The 13,941-nt window shown below is 62.8% G+C and carries 12 protein-coding genes; 8 read left to right on the top strand and 4 right to left on the bottom strand.

Features of this window, described 5'->3' with window-relative positions; all coding sequences use genetic code 11:
* The gene (locus tag O0882_RS18350; RefSeq protein ID WP_289950268.1) at positions 1-639 is read right to left on the bottom strand and encodes a hypothetical protein; all 639 of its coding nucleotides are present in this window, start codon (positions 637-639) and stop codon (positions 1-3) included.
* 174 nt (positions 640-813) lie between these two features.
* Here O0882_RS18350 and O0882_RS18345 point away from each other — a divergent pair, with 174 nt between their 5' ends.
* Positions 814-1,140, top strand: coding sequence for a hypothetical protein (locus tag O0882_RS18345; RefSeq protein ID WP_289950266.1), 327 nt, complete (start codon positions 814-816; stop codon positions 1,138-1,140).
* 1 nt (position 1,141) lies between these two features.
* Here O0882_RS18345 and O0882_RS18340 read toward each other — a convergent pair whose 3' ends face one another.
* Both O0882_RS18340 and O0882_RS18335 read right to left on the bottom strand, forming a co-directional pair.
* Complete coding sequence (locus O0882_RS18340) at positions 1,142-2,020, bottom strand: LytTR family DNA-binding domain-containing protein (RefSeq protein WP_289950264.1); 879 nt, start codon at positions 2,018-2,020, stop codon at positions 1,142-1,144.
* Positions 2,017-3,132, bottom strand: a complete 1,116-nt coding sequence (locus O0882_RS18335; RefSeq protein WP_289950262.1) for a histidine kinase — start codon at positions 3,130-3,132, stop codon at positions 2,017-2,019. Before O0882_RS18335 ends, O0882_RS18340 begins: the two co-directional genes overlap by 4 nt.
* Positions 3,133-3,330: 198 nt before the next feature.
* On the opposite strand from O0882_RS18335, the gene ugpQ reads away from it, so the two are divergent.
* Positions 3,331-4,071, top strand: a complete 741-nt coding sequence (gene ugpQ, locus O0882_RS18330) for a glycerophosphodiester phosphodiesterase (protein ID WP_289950261.1) — start codon at positions 3,331-3,333, stop codon at positions 4,069-4,071.
* A gap of 73 nt (positions 4,072-4,144) precedes the next feature.
* On the opposite strand, the gene O0882_RS18325 is transcribed toward ugpQ, so the two are convergent.
* Positions 4,145-6,196: a TonB-dependent receptor gene (locus O0882_RS18325; RefSeq protein ID WP_289950259.1), complete on the bottom strand. Its 2,052-nt coding sequence runs from the start codon at positions 6,194-6,196 to the stop codon at positions 4,145-4,147.
* Positions 6,197-6,356: 160 nt separating this feature from the next.
* On the opposite strand from O0882_RS18325, the gene O0882_RS18320 reads away from it, so the two are divergent.
* The 6 genes from O0882_RS18320 (at position 6,357) to O0882_RS18295 (ending at position 13,876) form a co-directional block, all read left to right on the top strand.
* Positions 6,357-6,815, top strand: coding sequence for a transcriptional repressor (locus O0882_RS18320; RefSeq protein WP_289950258.1), 459 nt, complete (start codon positions 6,357-6,359; stop codon positions 6,813-6,815).
* 119 nt (positions 6,816-6,934) lie between these two features.
* Positions 6,935-9,553 carry an alanine--tRNA ligase gene (gene alaS, locus O0882_RS18315; protein ID WP_289950255.1) on the top strand — a complete coding sequence of 873 codons (2,619 nt, stop codon included), beginning with the start codon at positions 6,935-6,937 and terminating at the stop codon, positions 9,551-9,553.
* A gap of 199 nt (positions 9,554-9,752) precedes the next feature.
* Complete coding sequence (locus O0882_RS18310) at positions 9,753-10,010, top strand: sulfurtransferase TusA family protein (RefSeq protein WP_225317265.1); 258 nt, start codon at positions 9,753-9,755, stop codon at positions 10,008-10,010.
* A 263-nt stretch (positions 10,011-10,273) separates the two neighbouring features.
* Positions 10,274-11,023: an electron transfer flavoprotein subunit beta/FixA family protein gene (locus O0882_RS18305; protein ID WP_099379460.1), complete on the top strand. Its 750-nt coding sequence runs from the start codon at positions 10,274-10,276 to the stop codon at positions 11,021-11,023.
* Positions 11,024-11,063: 40 nt separating this feature from the next.
* Positions 11,064-11,996 carry an FAD-binding protein gene (locus tag O0882_RS18300; protein WP_289950253.1) on the top strand — a complete coding sequence of 311 codons (933 nt, stop codon included), beginning with the start codon at positions 11,064-11,066 and terminating at the stop codon, positions 11,994-11,996.
* 89 nt (positions 11,997-12,085) lie between these two features.
* Positions 12,086-13,876, top strand: coding sequence for an acyl-CoA dehydrogenase (locus O0882_RS18295; RefSeq protein WP_289950251.1), 1,791 nt, complete (start codon positions 12,086-12,088; stop codon positions 13,874-13,876).
* Positions 13,877-13,941: the final 65 nt, after the last annotated feature.

Below are 13,941 nucleotides of genomic sequence, written 5' to 3'. Positions count from 1 at the left end.
CTATTTGGGGCAGTTGCCGATCATCGTTTCCCCCTGCTTGCCCGCGCGCGTGGTCACGCACAAGGTGCCCAGCGCGCTGGTGATCTTGTAGGTGCGGCCGCCCTTGGCCGCATTCGCGCCAACTTCCTCGATTTTTGACGCTTCATACCATTTCGGCGGCACGGCCGCGTAGGCCTCGGCAAAGCCTTGCTGCATGCGCTTGAAGCCCGTGTCGTCCAGTTTTTGCTCTCCCCGCTGCGGGAATTCCTTGCGCAAATCCCTGTCAATCTTGCCCACATCGCGTTTGGCTTGCGCCAGGATATCGGCCGCGCTGGGCGCTGGCGGCGCCGTGATCGCTTCCGGCGTTGCAGGCGCTGGCACCTGCTCGACGGTGGGGGCGGGCAGGGGGCGGCTGACGGGCGCCGCCATTGGCAGGCGCGGCGGGCGCGCGGCGGCTGGTTTGATGCTTGGCAACGGCAGGGGCTTGGGCTGCGCCGGGAGCGTGTGGCGCAGCCAGGTGATGGCCGGACCTTGCCGCAGGTTCTCGTCAGAGGCAAGGTGGGGCCGCGATTGCAGGATGACATAGGCCAGCCCCGCGTGCAGCAGGACGATCAGCAGCAGGCCGGGCGCGCGGCGCGGCAGGGTAGTCAAGGAGGACATGGAGGGCGTGGTGGTTCAGGTACGCCAATGTATCCGAGGCATCTGATTATTATCTAAAATGTCACAAGCGCTTACAAAAAAAGTGCCTCATGGAAATTTCAATGCCGTGGCGGGCGCTGGGGAACCCTGGATCGGCCAGACGATCCAACTGCAGATAGCATGGGAGGACACATCATGATGCAGGTAAAGGAAGTGGCACGGCGCTTTGGCGCCATCGAACACGCGATCGGTCAGGCGGCCCAGCTGTGCGGCAAACAGCAGGGCATGCCCATGGACTTGAAGGATTGCATCAAGCAGTTGGACCAGCAAAAGAGTGCCGTGCGGCAAGCCATCGACACGCAAGACGATGCGCGCATCCGCGAGGCGGTCGACCAGATGGAGTCGCTGGGCGACCGCGCCAAGCGGGCCTGCGGCACGGCGTCCAGCGTGACGCCGGAAATGAAGAGCGCCGTGCTCAAGGTGCACGATGAACTGTCGGACCTGAAGCATCAAATGCACTAGCTTACATCTGGCGGAACAGATGGGCATATAGTGGACTGACGCGCAGTTGCGCCGGGTGCTGGCGCAGGGTCAGCGACAGCTTGCCGGCCTCGTCGCGCACGGCCGTGGCGATGGCGCTGGCGTTGACGATGGTGCCCCGGTGGATTTGCCAGAATTGTTGCGGGTCCAGCTGGGGCAGCAGCTCCTTCAGGCTCGTGCGTATCAGTGCTTCGCTGTCCTGGCACACGACGTTGATGTATTTGTCCAGCGCTTCGAAATACACGACGTCGGCCAGGGCGATCATGCGCACGCTGTTGCCGACGGCGGCCCGTATCATTTGCAGGCGCGGCGCCGGTGGCAGCATGGCTTGCAGCTGGCTCAGCAGGCGGGCCAGGTTGTCGTCGCTGGCGGACGCTGTTGCCGTCGTCGCCAAGGGTGCCGTCGTGGCGGATGCCGCTGGGGTTGCTGTTGTTGTACCGTTGCTGTTGCCAACGCTGCTGTCGCGCAGGCGCTGCTGCAGGCGTTCCACCGTCTTGCCCAGGCGTGCATCGTTGACGGGTTTTAGCACGTAATCGGCGGCCGCATGTTCGAAGGCGGCCAGTGCGTATTCATCGTAGGCCGTGACGAACACGATATGGGGGAAAGGAACGCCATCCGGCCACTGCTCCGCCAGTTCTTCGGCCGCTTCCAGGCCCGTCTTGCCTGGCATTTTGATGTCGAGAAAGAGGATATCGGGCTGCAGTGCCAGGCCTTGCCGCAAGGCTTCCACGCCGTTGGCGCAGGTGGCGACAATGGCGAGTTCCGGCCACAGCCGCTGCAAGGCGTGCGCGAGGGCGGCGGCAAGGATGGGTTCGTCTTCGGCGATCAGGGCGCGTGGCGCGCGCAGGGTGTGGTGGCTCATGCGAGGGGACTCGTGATGGTGGGTGGAAGGGGGAGTGTCAGGCGGGCGATCGCGCCTGCAGGATGGTTGGCGGCCAGCGACAGGCTGGCGGCATCGCCATGCATGCCGCGCAGGCGTTCGCGGATATTCGCCACGCCCAGGTGCGTGCCCTTGGTCTGGCCCGGATGATCGAGGCCCAGGCCATCGTCGCTGACGGTGAGAATGAGGACGCCAGCGTCCGTGGACGCCTGCACGTGGATATGGCCGCCTTCGATCTTCGGTTCCAGGCCGTGCTGGATGGCATTTTCCACCAGCGGCTGCAGCAGCATGGGCGGCACTTTGATATCGCGCAAGGCCTCGGGCAAGTCCAGCGTAAAGCGCAGGCGCGCGCCCATGCGGATGGACATCAGGCCCAGGTAGGCTTGCATCAGGGAAAACTCCTGCTCCAGGGTGGTGGACCCGGCGCGCGAGGAAGAGAGGGTGGCGCGCAGATACTGGATCAATTGATCGAGCAGCAGCTGGGCGCGGTCCGGGTCAAAACTGATCAGGCCCTGCAGGTTGGCCAGGGTATTGAACAGCATGTGCGGTTCGATCTGTGCCTGCAGCAGCTGCAGCTGGGCCTGTATAGCCTGGCGCGCCACGGATTCGGCGCGGGCTTTTTCCTGGGCTGCCGTCATTTGCAGGCGGGCAATCTTTTCGCGGCTGGAGAAAAACAGCACGGCGCCGCCCGTGGCCAGCAGGGTGAACACGAGCGTGCCCATCATCTGCGTGGGCAGCAGGTTTTCGAAGCCGCCCACGTCCACGCCCGTCAGCCAGCTGAACAGGGCTAGCCCCAGCATTTGCGCCACGGGCACGGACAGCAGGATGATGAGCATGAAGGGCAGGAATCTGGGCCGCTGGCTTTCGCCCCACAGGGTCAGACGCATGCCGTCGATCAGCAGGAAGGCGATCGTGCCGATGCACATCGAGGCGATCAGGTTTTGTCCAAAATGGCTGCCCGGGTTGAGGATGTATGTAATGACCAGCGCGCAGATCACGTTCAGCACCACCGCATAGCGCGCGTCGAGCAGCATGCGGTAGTAGGGGAAGCGGCGCCTGGCGGGGGCTTCGGCGGAAGGGGCGTCGGATTTCATGGAAGTGTCTGCTGGTAGCGATGGGGCATTGTGTGCCAGCGCAGGCCAGCGCGCAACAGGGCTGCGACGAAACGGGCTTGGCGCATCGCCATTCGTAGCGGCGCGTCGCCAAACGGGGCCGCTTTACTTTTCAGGAGTGGCGCGGGATAGTATGGCAAGACGTCCTGACCGACAATTTCATCACGATAAAGGAACACCATGTGGCCCTATCCACGCACCCTGGCGCACCGCGGCGGCGGTACCCTGGCGCCTGAAAACACCCTGGCCGCCCTGCGCTGCGGCCTGGCCTACGGCTACCGCGCCGTGGAGTTCGACGTCATGCTGGCGTCCGACGGCGTGCCCGTCGTCGTGCATGACCCGGAGCTGGGCCGCACGGTGGCCGGCAGCGGCCATGTCAACGATTACACGGCCGCGCAGCTGGGCGCCATGGAAGCGGGCGCCTGGTTCGGCCCGCAGTTCGCGGGCGAGGGCGTGCCCACGTTTCACGCCGTGGTGGCGTATTGCAAGGCGCAGCGCATCTGGATGAACATTGAAATCAAGCCGGCACCCGGCGTTGACGTGGCCACGGGCGCGGCGGTGGCGCGGGCCACGCGCGATTATTTCGGAAAGGAAATTGCTGCAGGAGAGTTATTGCCGCTGCTCTCGTCGTTCAGCATCGCCGCACTGGAAGCGTCACGCCAGGCGGCGCCGGAACTGGCGCGCGGCTGGCTGGTCGAAGCCATTCCCGCTGACTGGGAGCGCATGGCGAAGGAACTGGGCGTGGTGGCGATCCATTGCGACCACCAGCAACTGACGCGCGCGCTGGCGCTGGCAGTCAAGGAGGCGGGATACGGGCTGTTCTGCTACACCGTCAACACGTCCGAAAGGGCCAGCGAGCTGCTGGCCTGGGGTGTGGACGGGTTTTGTACGGACAGGATCGATTTGATCAAGCCAGTCTGAACGTAACCCAAAGCAACATCTGGGGTCGTACCCTGCAGGGTACGACCCCAGTCTTTGCCGTTGGGTTCAGCGTCTAGAAAGTCACGCGCATACCGACCGTCACATTGCGCCCCATCAACGGCGCCGCATTCTTGATGAACGAGGTATGGCTGTACGCCAGTTCGTTCGTCAGGTTGTTCGCCTTGATGTAGAACTGGGCGGGCGTCGTGCCGATGCGCGTGTCGTAGTTGGCGGACAGGTTCAGCATGTTGTAGCCCGGGGTTGCCGTTTCGAATGCCGCCACTTTATCCTGCTTGCCCACGCGGTAGAACTCGGCCACGCCGCTCCACGCCTGCCAGTTGGCGTCAACCTTCACGCCGACGCGCTGGGCGGGGATGCGGGGTAAATTGCCGCCACCGTCGGCCAGCTTGGCCCTGACGTAATCGCCGAACACGCTGGCGCCGAACATGGGGTTCAGTTGCTGGCGGATCTGGCCTTCGACGCCCGTAAACGTGGCGTCGCGCTGGGCGTACTGGATCAGCTGGAAGCCTTCGTGGTTGTCCAGGGTGGAGCCGAAGATGTAGTTGTCGACCTTGTTGCGGTAGGCACTGGCCGAGAAGGTCGTGGCGCCCGCATATTTGCGCAGGGTCAAGTCGATATTGTTCGACGTTTCCTTGCCCAGGTTTTGGTTGCCCAGCTCATAGGTGGCCGTGGCCATGTGCACGCCATGCGCATACAATTCCTCGGCGCTGGGCAAACGGTGCGTGCGGGAAATGGTCGAACCGAGCGAATACTGGGGCGCGAATTTCCACACGGCGCCCAGCGAGATCGAGGTGCCCTTGGCGCTGCGGTCTTGCAGGGTGGCGCTGTCGACCGTGATGTCTTGCCATTCGTGGCGCAAGCCAGCCTCGAAGCGCCATTGGTCGAGCTTGTATTCTTCCACCAGGAAAGCTGCGTGTTTCTTCGTTACCGTTGGCGCTACATACGCTTCTTCGCCCAGGGCGGAGAAATCGCGCTTCGACGTTTGCAGGCCGACCACGCCGCGCCAGCCGAAGACGGGATGGTGTTCCATTTCCAGGCGCGCATCGTGGCCCTTGTTCTTGAACGTGGTGGCGATTTGCGTGCCTTCGATTTCGTCGTGCTTGTAGTCGGTGAACGCGGCGCGCAGGCGCAGCTTGGCGAAGCCGGGCACGGGATCGCGCAATTCGCCGCGCACATCCCAGCGCTCGCTTTTCAGCTTCACGTAGGGCACGCTGCCGTGCTCGTGCTCATGTTCCTCTTCAGCACCGTGGTCGTGGCCGTCGTGGCCGCCGCAATGCAGGTGCGCGCCGTGCGGGTGGCAGCTCTCGAATTCGTGGTTGTGGCCCGGCAAGCCGTATTCCGCGTGCTGGCTGGTGAAGGCCAGGCCCAGGAAGCCGCGTTGACCCACCCACGACACGCCCACGCTGCCCGTGTCCGTCTTGTTGTAGCTGCCGGCCACTTTGGAGCCGCCTTCCCAGCCGCTGCCGACCTTGTATTCCTTCGCATCGCGCTTGACGCCTTCCGCGTGGAAGGCGATGTTGCCGGAGCCGCCAGTGACTTCAAAGGCGCCGGCCTTTTCGCGTGCGGCCGAGTTGGCGCGTACTTCCGCGCTGCCTTCAAAACCTTTCGCCGGCACGCGCATGGGGATTTTCTTGTCGATCACATTGACCACGCCGCCGACGGCGCCGCCGCCATAGGCCAGCGCGGACGGGCCGCGCAAGACTTCAATCTGTTCCGACAGCATCGGTTCAGCGGCCACCGCATGGTCGGGGCTGATGGTCGACGCGTCCTGCACTTCGGCGCCATCGGACAGCACCTTGACGCGCGGGCCATCCATGCCGCGGATGATGGGACGGCTGGCGCCGGCGCCGAAATGGCTGGACGTGATGCCGGGCTGTCCCGCCAGGGTCTCGCCCAGGGTCGCAGCCCTTGCCAGCACCAGTGCTTCGCCTTCCAGCACGGTCACTGGCGTGCTCATGTCGTCACTGCCCAGGGCCAGGGCGCTGGCCGAAACGGTGACGGCGGGCAAGGTGGCGGTTTGCTGTGCCAGAGCGCTGGCAGGGGCGGCAAAGGCCAGCATGATGGCCAGCGCGAGGGGAGTGGGTTGGTGAGGACGGACGGACATGGGCAAGAGTTCCTTTATCGGCTATCGGTGTTTGCGGGGTTTGGGCAGGCGCTTGCCGGATGGGGTGACTGCCCGAAGATGATAATGATAACCCATTATCATTACTGTGTGACAGTTTTTCCGGGCGGTGGAAGAAGGCGGATGGTGTATTCTGTCGGCTATGGAACGCACAACACGTCAAAAAACCGCTATTCAAGCCGCCATCGAGTCGGCCCAGCGCCCTCTGTCGGCGCAGGAAATCCTCGAACAGGCCAGCTTGCAGGTGACGCAGCTGGGCATTGCCACCGTTTACCGCAATTTAAAATCGCTGGTGCTGGAGGAAAAGGTGCACGTGGTGACCTTGCCGGGCGAAAACCCGCGCTATGAGTCGAACACGGCCGCCAATCACCACCACCACCATTTCCAGTGCACCACCTGCCAGCGCGTGTTCGACGTGCATGATTGCCCGGGCGACTTGAAGCGTATGGCGCCGCAAGGCTTTGTCGTCGAGCGCCACGAATTGACCTTGTACGGCCGCTGCGCCGATTGCAATGCCGCCGCCGGCGCCACGGCCGCAGCGGGGAGCGCCGCAGTTGCCACCACTGTGCACGCCTGCGCCAGCCACCACGACCCGGCCTGAGCGGTCCAGCCCTCCGTGTTGGCACGGGCGCAACAATGCCCATGCCTGCCATAATTGCCGCACCCCATATCACGTATAATCTTCCCTTTAAAGCTGCCGCCACTCTTTGCCAAAAAAACATGAAATCATCTGAAATCCGCGACAAGTTCCTCAAATTTTTCGAATCCAAGGGCCATTCCATCGTCCGTTCCAGCTCCCTGGTGCCAGGCAACGATCCGACCTTGCTGTTGACGAACAGCGGCATGGTGCAATTCAAGGATGTGTTTACGGGCACGGACAGCCGTCCGTACACGCGTGCCACTTCCGTGCAGCGCTGCGTGCGCGCCGGCGGCAAGCACAACGACCTGGAAAACGTGGGTTACACGGCGCGCCACCATACTTTCTTTGAAATGCTGGGCAACTTCAGCTTCGGCGACTATTTCAAGCGCGACGCGATTCAATACGCGTGGGAACTGCTGACCAAGGTGTATGGCTTGCCGGCTGACAAGCTGACCGTCACCGTCTACATCGAAGATGACGAAGCGTACGACATCTGGGCAAAAGAAATCGGCGTGCCTGTCGAGCGCATCATCCGCATCGGCGACAACAAGGGGGCGCGCTACGCGTCCGACAATTTCTGGCAGATGGCTGATACGGGCCCATGCGGTCCGTGCACGGAAATCTTCTACGACCACGGCGCCGACATTCCTGGCGGCCCGCCGGGATCGCCGGACGAAGACGGCGACCGCTTCATTGAAATCTGGAACCTGGTGTTCATGCAGTTCAACCGCGACGAAGCGGGCGTCATGCACAAGCTGCCGAAGCCGTGCGTCGACACGGGCATGGGCATGGAGCGCCTGGCCGCCGTGCTGCAGCACGTGCATTCGAACTATGAAATCGACCTGTTCCAGCATTTGATCCGCGCCGCCGCGCGCGAAACGGGCGCCACGGACCTGGAAAACAAGTCGCTGCGCGTAATCGCCGACCACATCCGCGCCGCCGCCTTCATGATCGTCGATGGCATCATCCCGGGCAGCGAAGGCCGCGCGTATGTCTTGCGCCGCATCATCCGCCGCGCCTTGCGCCATGGCCACAAGCTGGGCCAGACCAAACCGTTCTTCTACAAGCTGGTGGTGGATCTCGCCATCGAGATGGGCGGCGCCTATCCTGAGCTGGAAGAAGCGAAAGACAACGTCGCCAACATGCTCAAAGCCGAGGAAGAGCGTTTCGGCGAGACGCTGGAAACGGGCATGAAAGTGCTGGAAGCGCAACTGGCCAAGGATGCCACGGGCATCGACGGCGCCACCGCTTTTACTTTGTACGAAACCTATGGCTTCCCGCCGGACCTGACGGCCGACATCTGCCGCGAACGCAATATCAGTTTCGACCAGGTGGGCTACGAGGTGGCCCTGAAGGAAAGCCAGGAGCTGTCGCGCAAGGGTGGCAAGACGCACAAGGACAGCAAGGTCGAGTACACGGGCGAGAAAAACACCTTCGTCGGCTACGATCAATTGACGTTCAGCAGCAAGGTCGTGGCGCTGTACGCGGCCGGCACGCCGGTAACGGAATTGAAGGCCGGCCAGGATGGCATCGTGGTGCTCGATACCACGCCGTTCTACGCGGAATCGGGCGGCCAGGTGGGCGACCAGGGCGTGATCGCCTCGGGCGCGGGCAGCTTTGCCGTCAGCGACACCTTGAAAGTCCAGGCGGACGTATTCGGCCATCACGGTGTGCTCGAGTCCGGCGTGTTGAAAGTGGGCGACGCCGTCTCGGCGCAAGTCGATACGGCCAAGCGCGCGCGCACCATCCGCAACCACTCGGCCACGCACTTGATGCACAAGGCCTTGCGCGAAGTGCTGGGCAGTCACGTGGCGCAAAAGGGCTCGCTGGTCGATCCGGATAAAACCCGTTTCGACTTCAGCCACCATGCGCCGATGACGGCGGAACAGATCGTCGCCGTGGAAACCATCGTCAATAAAGAGATCCTGGAAAACCGCGCCACGCAGGCCCACCTGATGTCGTTTGACGATGCCGTCAAGCATGGCGCGATGGCCCTGTTCGGCGAGAAATACGGCGATGAAGTGCGCGTGCTCGACATCGGCAGCTCGAAAGAGCTGTGCGGCGGCGTCCATGTGCAGCGCACGGGCGATATCGGTCTGTTCAAGATCATCGGCGAAAGCGGTGTTGCCGCCGGCATTCGCCGCGTGGAAGCGGTGACGGGCGAGGGCGCGCTGGCGCTGGTGCAAACCATCAACCGCCGCCTGGTCGAAGCGGCGCAAGCGCTGAAGGCGCAGCCGGAAGAGCTGACTGCCCGCATCGGACAGGTGCAGGACCATGTGAAGGCGCTGGAGAAGGAACTGGCCGCGCTGAAATCGAAACTGGCTTCCGGCCAGGGCGATGAACTGGTCACGCAAGCCGTCGATGTGAACGGCATCAAGGTGCTCGCCGCCGTGCTCGATGGCGCCGATGTGGCCCGTCTGCGCGAAACCATGGACAAGCTGAAAGACAAGCTGAAGACGGCTGCCATCGTGCTGGCCAGCGTGACGGACGGCAAGGTCAGCCTGATCGCCGGCGTCACGGCGGACGCGACTTCCAAGGTCAAAGCGGGCGAGCTGGTGAACTTCGTTGCACAGCAAGTGGGCGGAAAAGGCGGCGGACGCCCCGATATGGCGCAAGCGGGCGGCACCGATCCGAGTGGTCTGGCGAACGCCCTTGCCGGCGTACCGGCCTGGGTCGGCGAACGCGCAACACAGGCGTAAGCTAGAGGATATGCGGGGTTTGCGCCCCATAGCCCCTTGAAACGGCCCGCAGACGATGTTTGCGGGCCGTTTTGCCGTGTGGAATCTCGTTGTGACCCCACAACAGCCGATGAACTATTTTGGTGCAGCGCGTCAATGCCCCTGATTTAGAGTAGTATGTCGAAAATCAGTACAACAAAACAATGGTGGGATATTGATGATGAGCGACACACTACTTGATACCGAGATTATGGAATTTCACAAAGAACTCGACGCGCGCGGCTTGAATTGCCCGTTGCCGATTCTGAAGGCGAAAAAGGCTTTGTCAGAGCTGCAGAGCGGGGAAGTGCTGCGCATCATGGCAACCGATCCCGGTTCCGTGCGCGACTTTCAGGCTTTCGCCAAGCAAACGGGCAATGCCCTGCTGTCGCATGTGCAGACGGGCACCGAATTCGTCTTCCTCATGCAACGCAAATAATTCTGCCAGCCGGGGCCGCCGTGGCGCGGCCTGCTGGATACCTTGCCGTACCGTTTTTGCGTCACTTTCACGCCCTTTTGCTGCCCTGCAGCGTAGCGGCAGACTCCCCTGAAATCCCCGAAGCTGGACAGTTTAGATGGATTGCTCTAACAAAAAATCGCACGATCGTGCTTAAATTCGGTTCAGGATTCAAATTTCTCTTATAATCGAACGCACAATCAGCACTTGATCCGTCATTTTTATAATTTCCCAAAGGCATAGCTATGAAAGTCTTGGTACCCGTCAAACGCGTGGTCGACTATAACGTCAAAGTCCGCGTCAAGAGTGACGGCACTGGCGTCGATACCGCCAACGTCAAAATGTCGATGAACCCTTTCGATGAGATCGCGCTGGAAGAAGCGATGCGCCTGAAAGAAGCCGGCAAGGTCACGGAAGTGGTCGCCATCTCCTGCGGCGTGACGCAGTGCCAGGAAACCCTGCGCACCGCCATGGCCATCGGCGCCGACCGCGGCATCCTGGTGGAAACGACGACCGAACTGGAACCGCTGGCCGTGGCCAAGCTGGTGAAAGCCCTGGCCGAGAAAGAGCAGCCGCAACTGATCATCCTGGGCAAGCAAGCCATCGATGACGACAGCAACCAGACCGGCCAGATGCTGGCAGCCCTGCTGGGTTGGCCGCAAGCCACGTTCGCTTCGAAAGTCGTGCTGGAAGACGGTAAAGTCACCGTCACGCGCGAAGTCGACGGCGGCCTGGAAACCCTGGCATTGACCTTGCCAGCGATCATCACCACCGACCTGCGTTTGAACGAGCCACGCTATGTGACCTTGCCAAACATCATGAAGGCCAAGAAAAAGCCGCTCGAGACCGTCAAGCCGGAAGACCTGGGCGTCGACGTCGCGCCACGCCTGAAGACCCTGAAAGTCGTCGAGCCAGCCAAGCGCTCGGCCGGCATCAAGGTACCGGACGTGGCCACGCTGGTCGCCAAGCTGCGTACCGAAGCCAAAGTCATCTAAGCGGCTTTGCCGTCTACCCAGAACAATTACAGGACATATCATGGTCGCATTAGTTATTGCTGAACACGACAACGCTACCTTAAAGGGCAGCACCCACCACACCGTGACCGCGGCTGCCCAGTGCGGCGGCGACGTGCACGTGCTCGTCGCAGGTTCGAACGCCTCGGCTGCCGCCGCTGCCGCCGCGCAAATCGCCGGCGTGACGAAAGTCATCGTGGCCGACGCGCCATACTTCGCCGACGGCCTGGCCGAAAACGTGGCCGAGCAAGTGCTGGCCATCGCCGGCAGCTACAGTCACATCCTGGCGCCAGCCACCGCCTACGGCAAGAACATCTTGCCGCGCGTGGCCGCCAAGCTGGACGTGGCGCAAATCTCGGAAATCACCAAGGTCGATTCGCCTGACACCTTCGAGCGCCCGATCTACGCCGGTAACGCGATTGCCACCGTGCAATCTGGCGACAAGGTCAAGGTCATCACCGTGCGCACCACCGGTTTCGACGCCGCTGCCGCCACCGGCGGTTCGGCTGCCACCGAAACCGTCGCCGCCGTTGGCGACAATGGCAAGTCCACTTTCGTGGGCCGCGAGCTGGCCAAGTCCGACCGTCCTGAACTGACCGCCGCGAAAATCATCGTGTCCGGCGGCCGTGGCATGGGTTCGGCCGAGAACTTCCACATCCTGGAGCCGCTGGCCGACAAGCTGGGCGCCGCCATGGGTGCTTCGCGCGCCGCCGTCGATGCCGGCTTCGTGCCGAACGACTGGCAAGTGGGCCAGACGGGCAAGATCGTCGCGCCATCGCTGTACATCGCCGTCGGTATCTCGGGCGCGATCCAGCATCTGGCCGGCATGAAAGACTCGAAAACCATCGTCGCCATCAACAAGGATCCGGAAGCGCCGATCTTTGCCGTGGCCGACTACGGCATCGTGGGCGATCTGTTCGAGATCGTGCCGCAACTGGTTAAAGAACTGGGTTAATTTAAACCCATCAGGTTTTGTATATCACGAAGCCACGCCGGCCCGCCCCACACGGCGAGCCGCGCGTGGCTTTTTTCTTGGAGAAATAGATGAGCTATCAAGCCCCGCTGAAAGATATGTTGTTCGTCATGAACGAATTGGCCGGCCTGGCCGAAATCCATACTTTGCCTGGCTGCGAAGACGCCACGCCCGACACGGCCGAAGCCGTGCTGGAAGAGAACGCCAAATTCTGCGGCGCCGTGGTGGCCCCCCTGAACTGGCCCAGCGACAAGGAACCGAGTTTCTGGCACGACGGGCAAGTGACCACCTCGAAAGGCTTCAAGGAAGCCTTCAAGGCGTATGGCGAAGCGGGCTGGCAGGGCGTGCAGCATCCGACCGAATTCGGCGGCCAGGGTCTGCCCAAGCTGCTGGCCACGCCCTGCATCGAAATGCTCAACTCGGCCAGCATCTCCTTCGCCCTGGTCGCCCTGCTGTCGGACGGCGCCATCGAAGCGCTGCTGACGGCCGGCAGCGACGAGCAAAAGGCGGTCTACCTGGAAAACCTGGTATCGGGCAAGTGGACGGGCACCATGAACCTGACGGAGCCGCAAGCGGGCTCCGACCTGGCTGCCGTGCGCACGCGCGCTGTGCCGCAGGGCGATGGCACCTATAAAGTCTTCGGCACGAAGATTTTCATCACGTATGGCGAGCACGACATGGCGGAAAACATCGTCCACCTGGTGCTGGCCCGCACGCCGGATGCGCCCGCTGGCGTGAAAGGCATCTCGCTGTTCATCGTGCCGAAATTCCTTGTCAACGCCGACGGTAGCCTGGGCGAGCGCAATGACGCGCACTGCGTCTCGATCGAACACAAGCTGGGCATCAAGGCCAGCCCCACGGCGGTATTGCAGTTTGGCGACCACGGCGGCGCCATCGGCACCCTGGTGGGCGAGGAGAACCGCGGCCTCGAGTACATGTTCATCATGATGAACGCGGCCCGCTTCGGCGTCGGCTTGCAAGGCATCGGCCTGGCCGAGCGCGCTTACCAGCAGGCGGTGGCGTTCGCCAAGGACCGCGTGCAGTCGCGCGACCTGGCCGGTTCGCCCGGCCCGGTGTCCATCATCCACCACCCGGACGTGCGCCGCATGCTGATGTCGATGCGCTCGCAGACGGAGGCGGCGCGCGCGCTGGCCTACGTGGGCGCGGCCATCAGCGACGTGGCGCACCACCATCCGGAGGCCGAAGTGCGCGCGGAAAGCCTGGCCACGTATGAATACCTGGTGCCCGTCATCAAGGGTTGGGCCACGGAAATGTCGCAGGATGTCACGCGCGACGGCGTGCAAGTGCATGGCGGCATGGGTTTCATTGAGGAAACAGGCGCCGCCCAGCATTACCGCGACGCCAAGATTCTCACCATCTACGAAGGTACGACGGCCATCCAGGCCAACGACCTGGTGGGCCGCAAGACGGTGCGCGACGGCGGCGCCGTGGCGAAGGCCATCATCGCCCAGGTGCGCGCCACGGAAGCCCAGTTGGGCGAACTCTCCGGCGCCGACTTCCAGGCCATGCAGCGCCACCTGGCCGAAGGCAGCGCCGCGCTGGAAGCGGTGGTGGAATACGTGGTGGCGAACATGAAGACGGACATCAAGGCCGTGTTTGCAGGCAGCGTGCCATATCTGAAGCTGGCCGGCATCGTGCTGGGCGGCTGGCAAATGGCGCGCGCGGCCGTGGTGGCGCAGCAAAGGCTGGGAGAAGGCAGCGGCGACGCCTCGTTCTACAAAGCAAAAATCGCCACGGCGCGCTTCTTTGCCGACCACATCCTGTCGCAGGCGCCAGGCTTGCGCGCCACCATCATCGATGGTAGTGCCGGCGTGATGGCCTTGTCGGAAGAGCAGTTTTAAGCTTAGCCAACTCAACTGCAAATGCCGGGGTCGGACCCTGAGGGACTCGGCGTCCCCGTACGACC

Source organism: Janthinobacterium sp. SUN073, assembly GCF_030397665.1.
In the GTDB taxonomy this organism is placed as follows: Bacteria; Pseudomonadota; Gammaproteobacteria; order Burkholderiales; family Burkholderiaceae_D; genus Janthinobacterium.
Note: the sequence above shows the minus strand (reverse complement) of the source record. Positions and strands in the feature narration are given on the sequence as shown.

What these genes read in the sequence shown, in the direction of transcription:
- alaS (WP_289950255.1), top strand. Translation starts at nt 6,935, where the DNA reads ATGAAATCATCTGAAATCCGCGACAAGTTCCTCAAATTTTTCGAATCC.
- O0882_RS18335 (WP_289950262.1), bottom strand. Translation starts at nt 3,132, where the DNA reads ATGAAATCCGACGCCCCTTCCGCCGAAGCCCCCGCCAGGCGCCGCTTC.
- O0882_RS18305 (WP_099379460.1), top strand. Translation starts at nt 10,274, where the DNA reads ATGAAAGTCTTGGTACCCGTCAAACGCGTGGTCGACTATAACGTCAAA.
- O0882_RS18320 (WP_289950258.1), top strand. Translation starts at nt 6,357, where the DNA reads ATGGAACGCACAACACGTCAAAAAACCGCTATTCAAGCCGCCATCGAG.
- O0882_RS18310 (WP_225317265.1), top strand. Translation starts at nt 9,753, where the DNA reads ATGAGCGACACACTACTTGATACCGAGATTATGGAATTTCACAAAGAA.
- O0882_RS18340 (WP_289950264.1), bottom strand. Translation starts at nt 2,020, where the DNA reads ATGAGCCACCACACCCTGCGCGCGCCACGCGCCCTGATCGCCGAAGAC.
- O0882_RS18300 (WP_289950253.1), top strand. Translation starts at nt 11,064, where the DNA reads ATGGTCGCATTAGTTATTGCTGAACACGACAACGCTACCTTAAAGGGC.
- O0882_RS18345 (WP_289950266.1), top strand. Translation starts at nt 814, where the DNA reads ATGATGCAGGTAAAGGAAGTGGCACGGCGCTTTGGCGCCATCGAACAC.
- O0882_RS18295 (WP_289950251.1), top strand. Translation starts at nt 12,086, where the DNA reads ATGAGCTATCAAGCCCCGCTGAAAGATATGTTGTTCGTCATGAACGAA.
- ugpQ (WP_289950261.1), top strand. Translation starts at nt 3,331, where the DNA reads ATGTGGCCCTATCCACGCACCCTGGCGCACCGCGGCGGCGGTACCCTG.
- O0882_RS18325 (WP_289950259.1), bottom strand. Translation starts at nt 6,196, where the DNA reads ATGTCCGTCCGTCCTCACCAACCCACTCCCCTCGCGCTGGCCATCATG.
- O0882_RS18350 (WP_289950268.1), bottom strand. Translation starts at nt 639, where the DNA reads ATGTCCTCCTTGACTACCCTGCCGCGCCGCGCGCCCGGCCTGCTGCTG.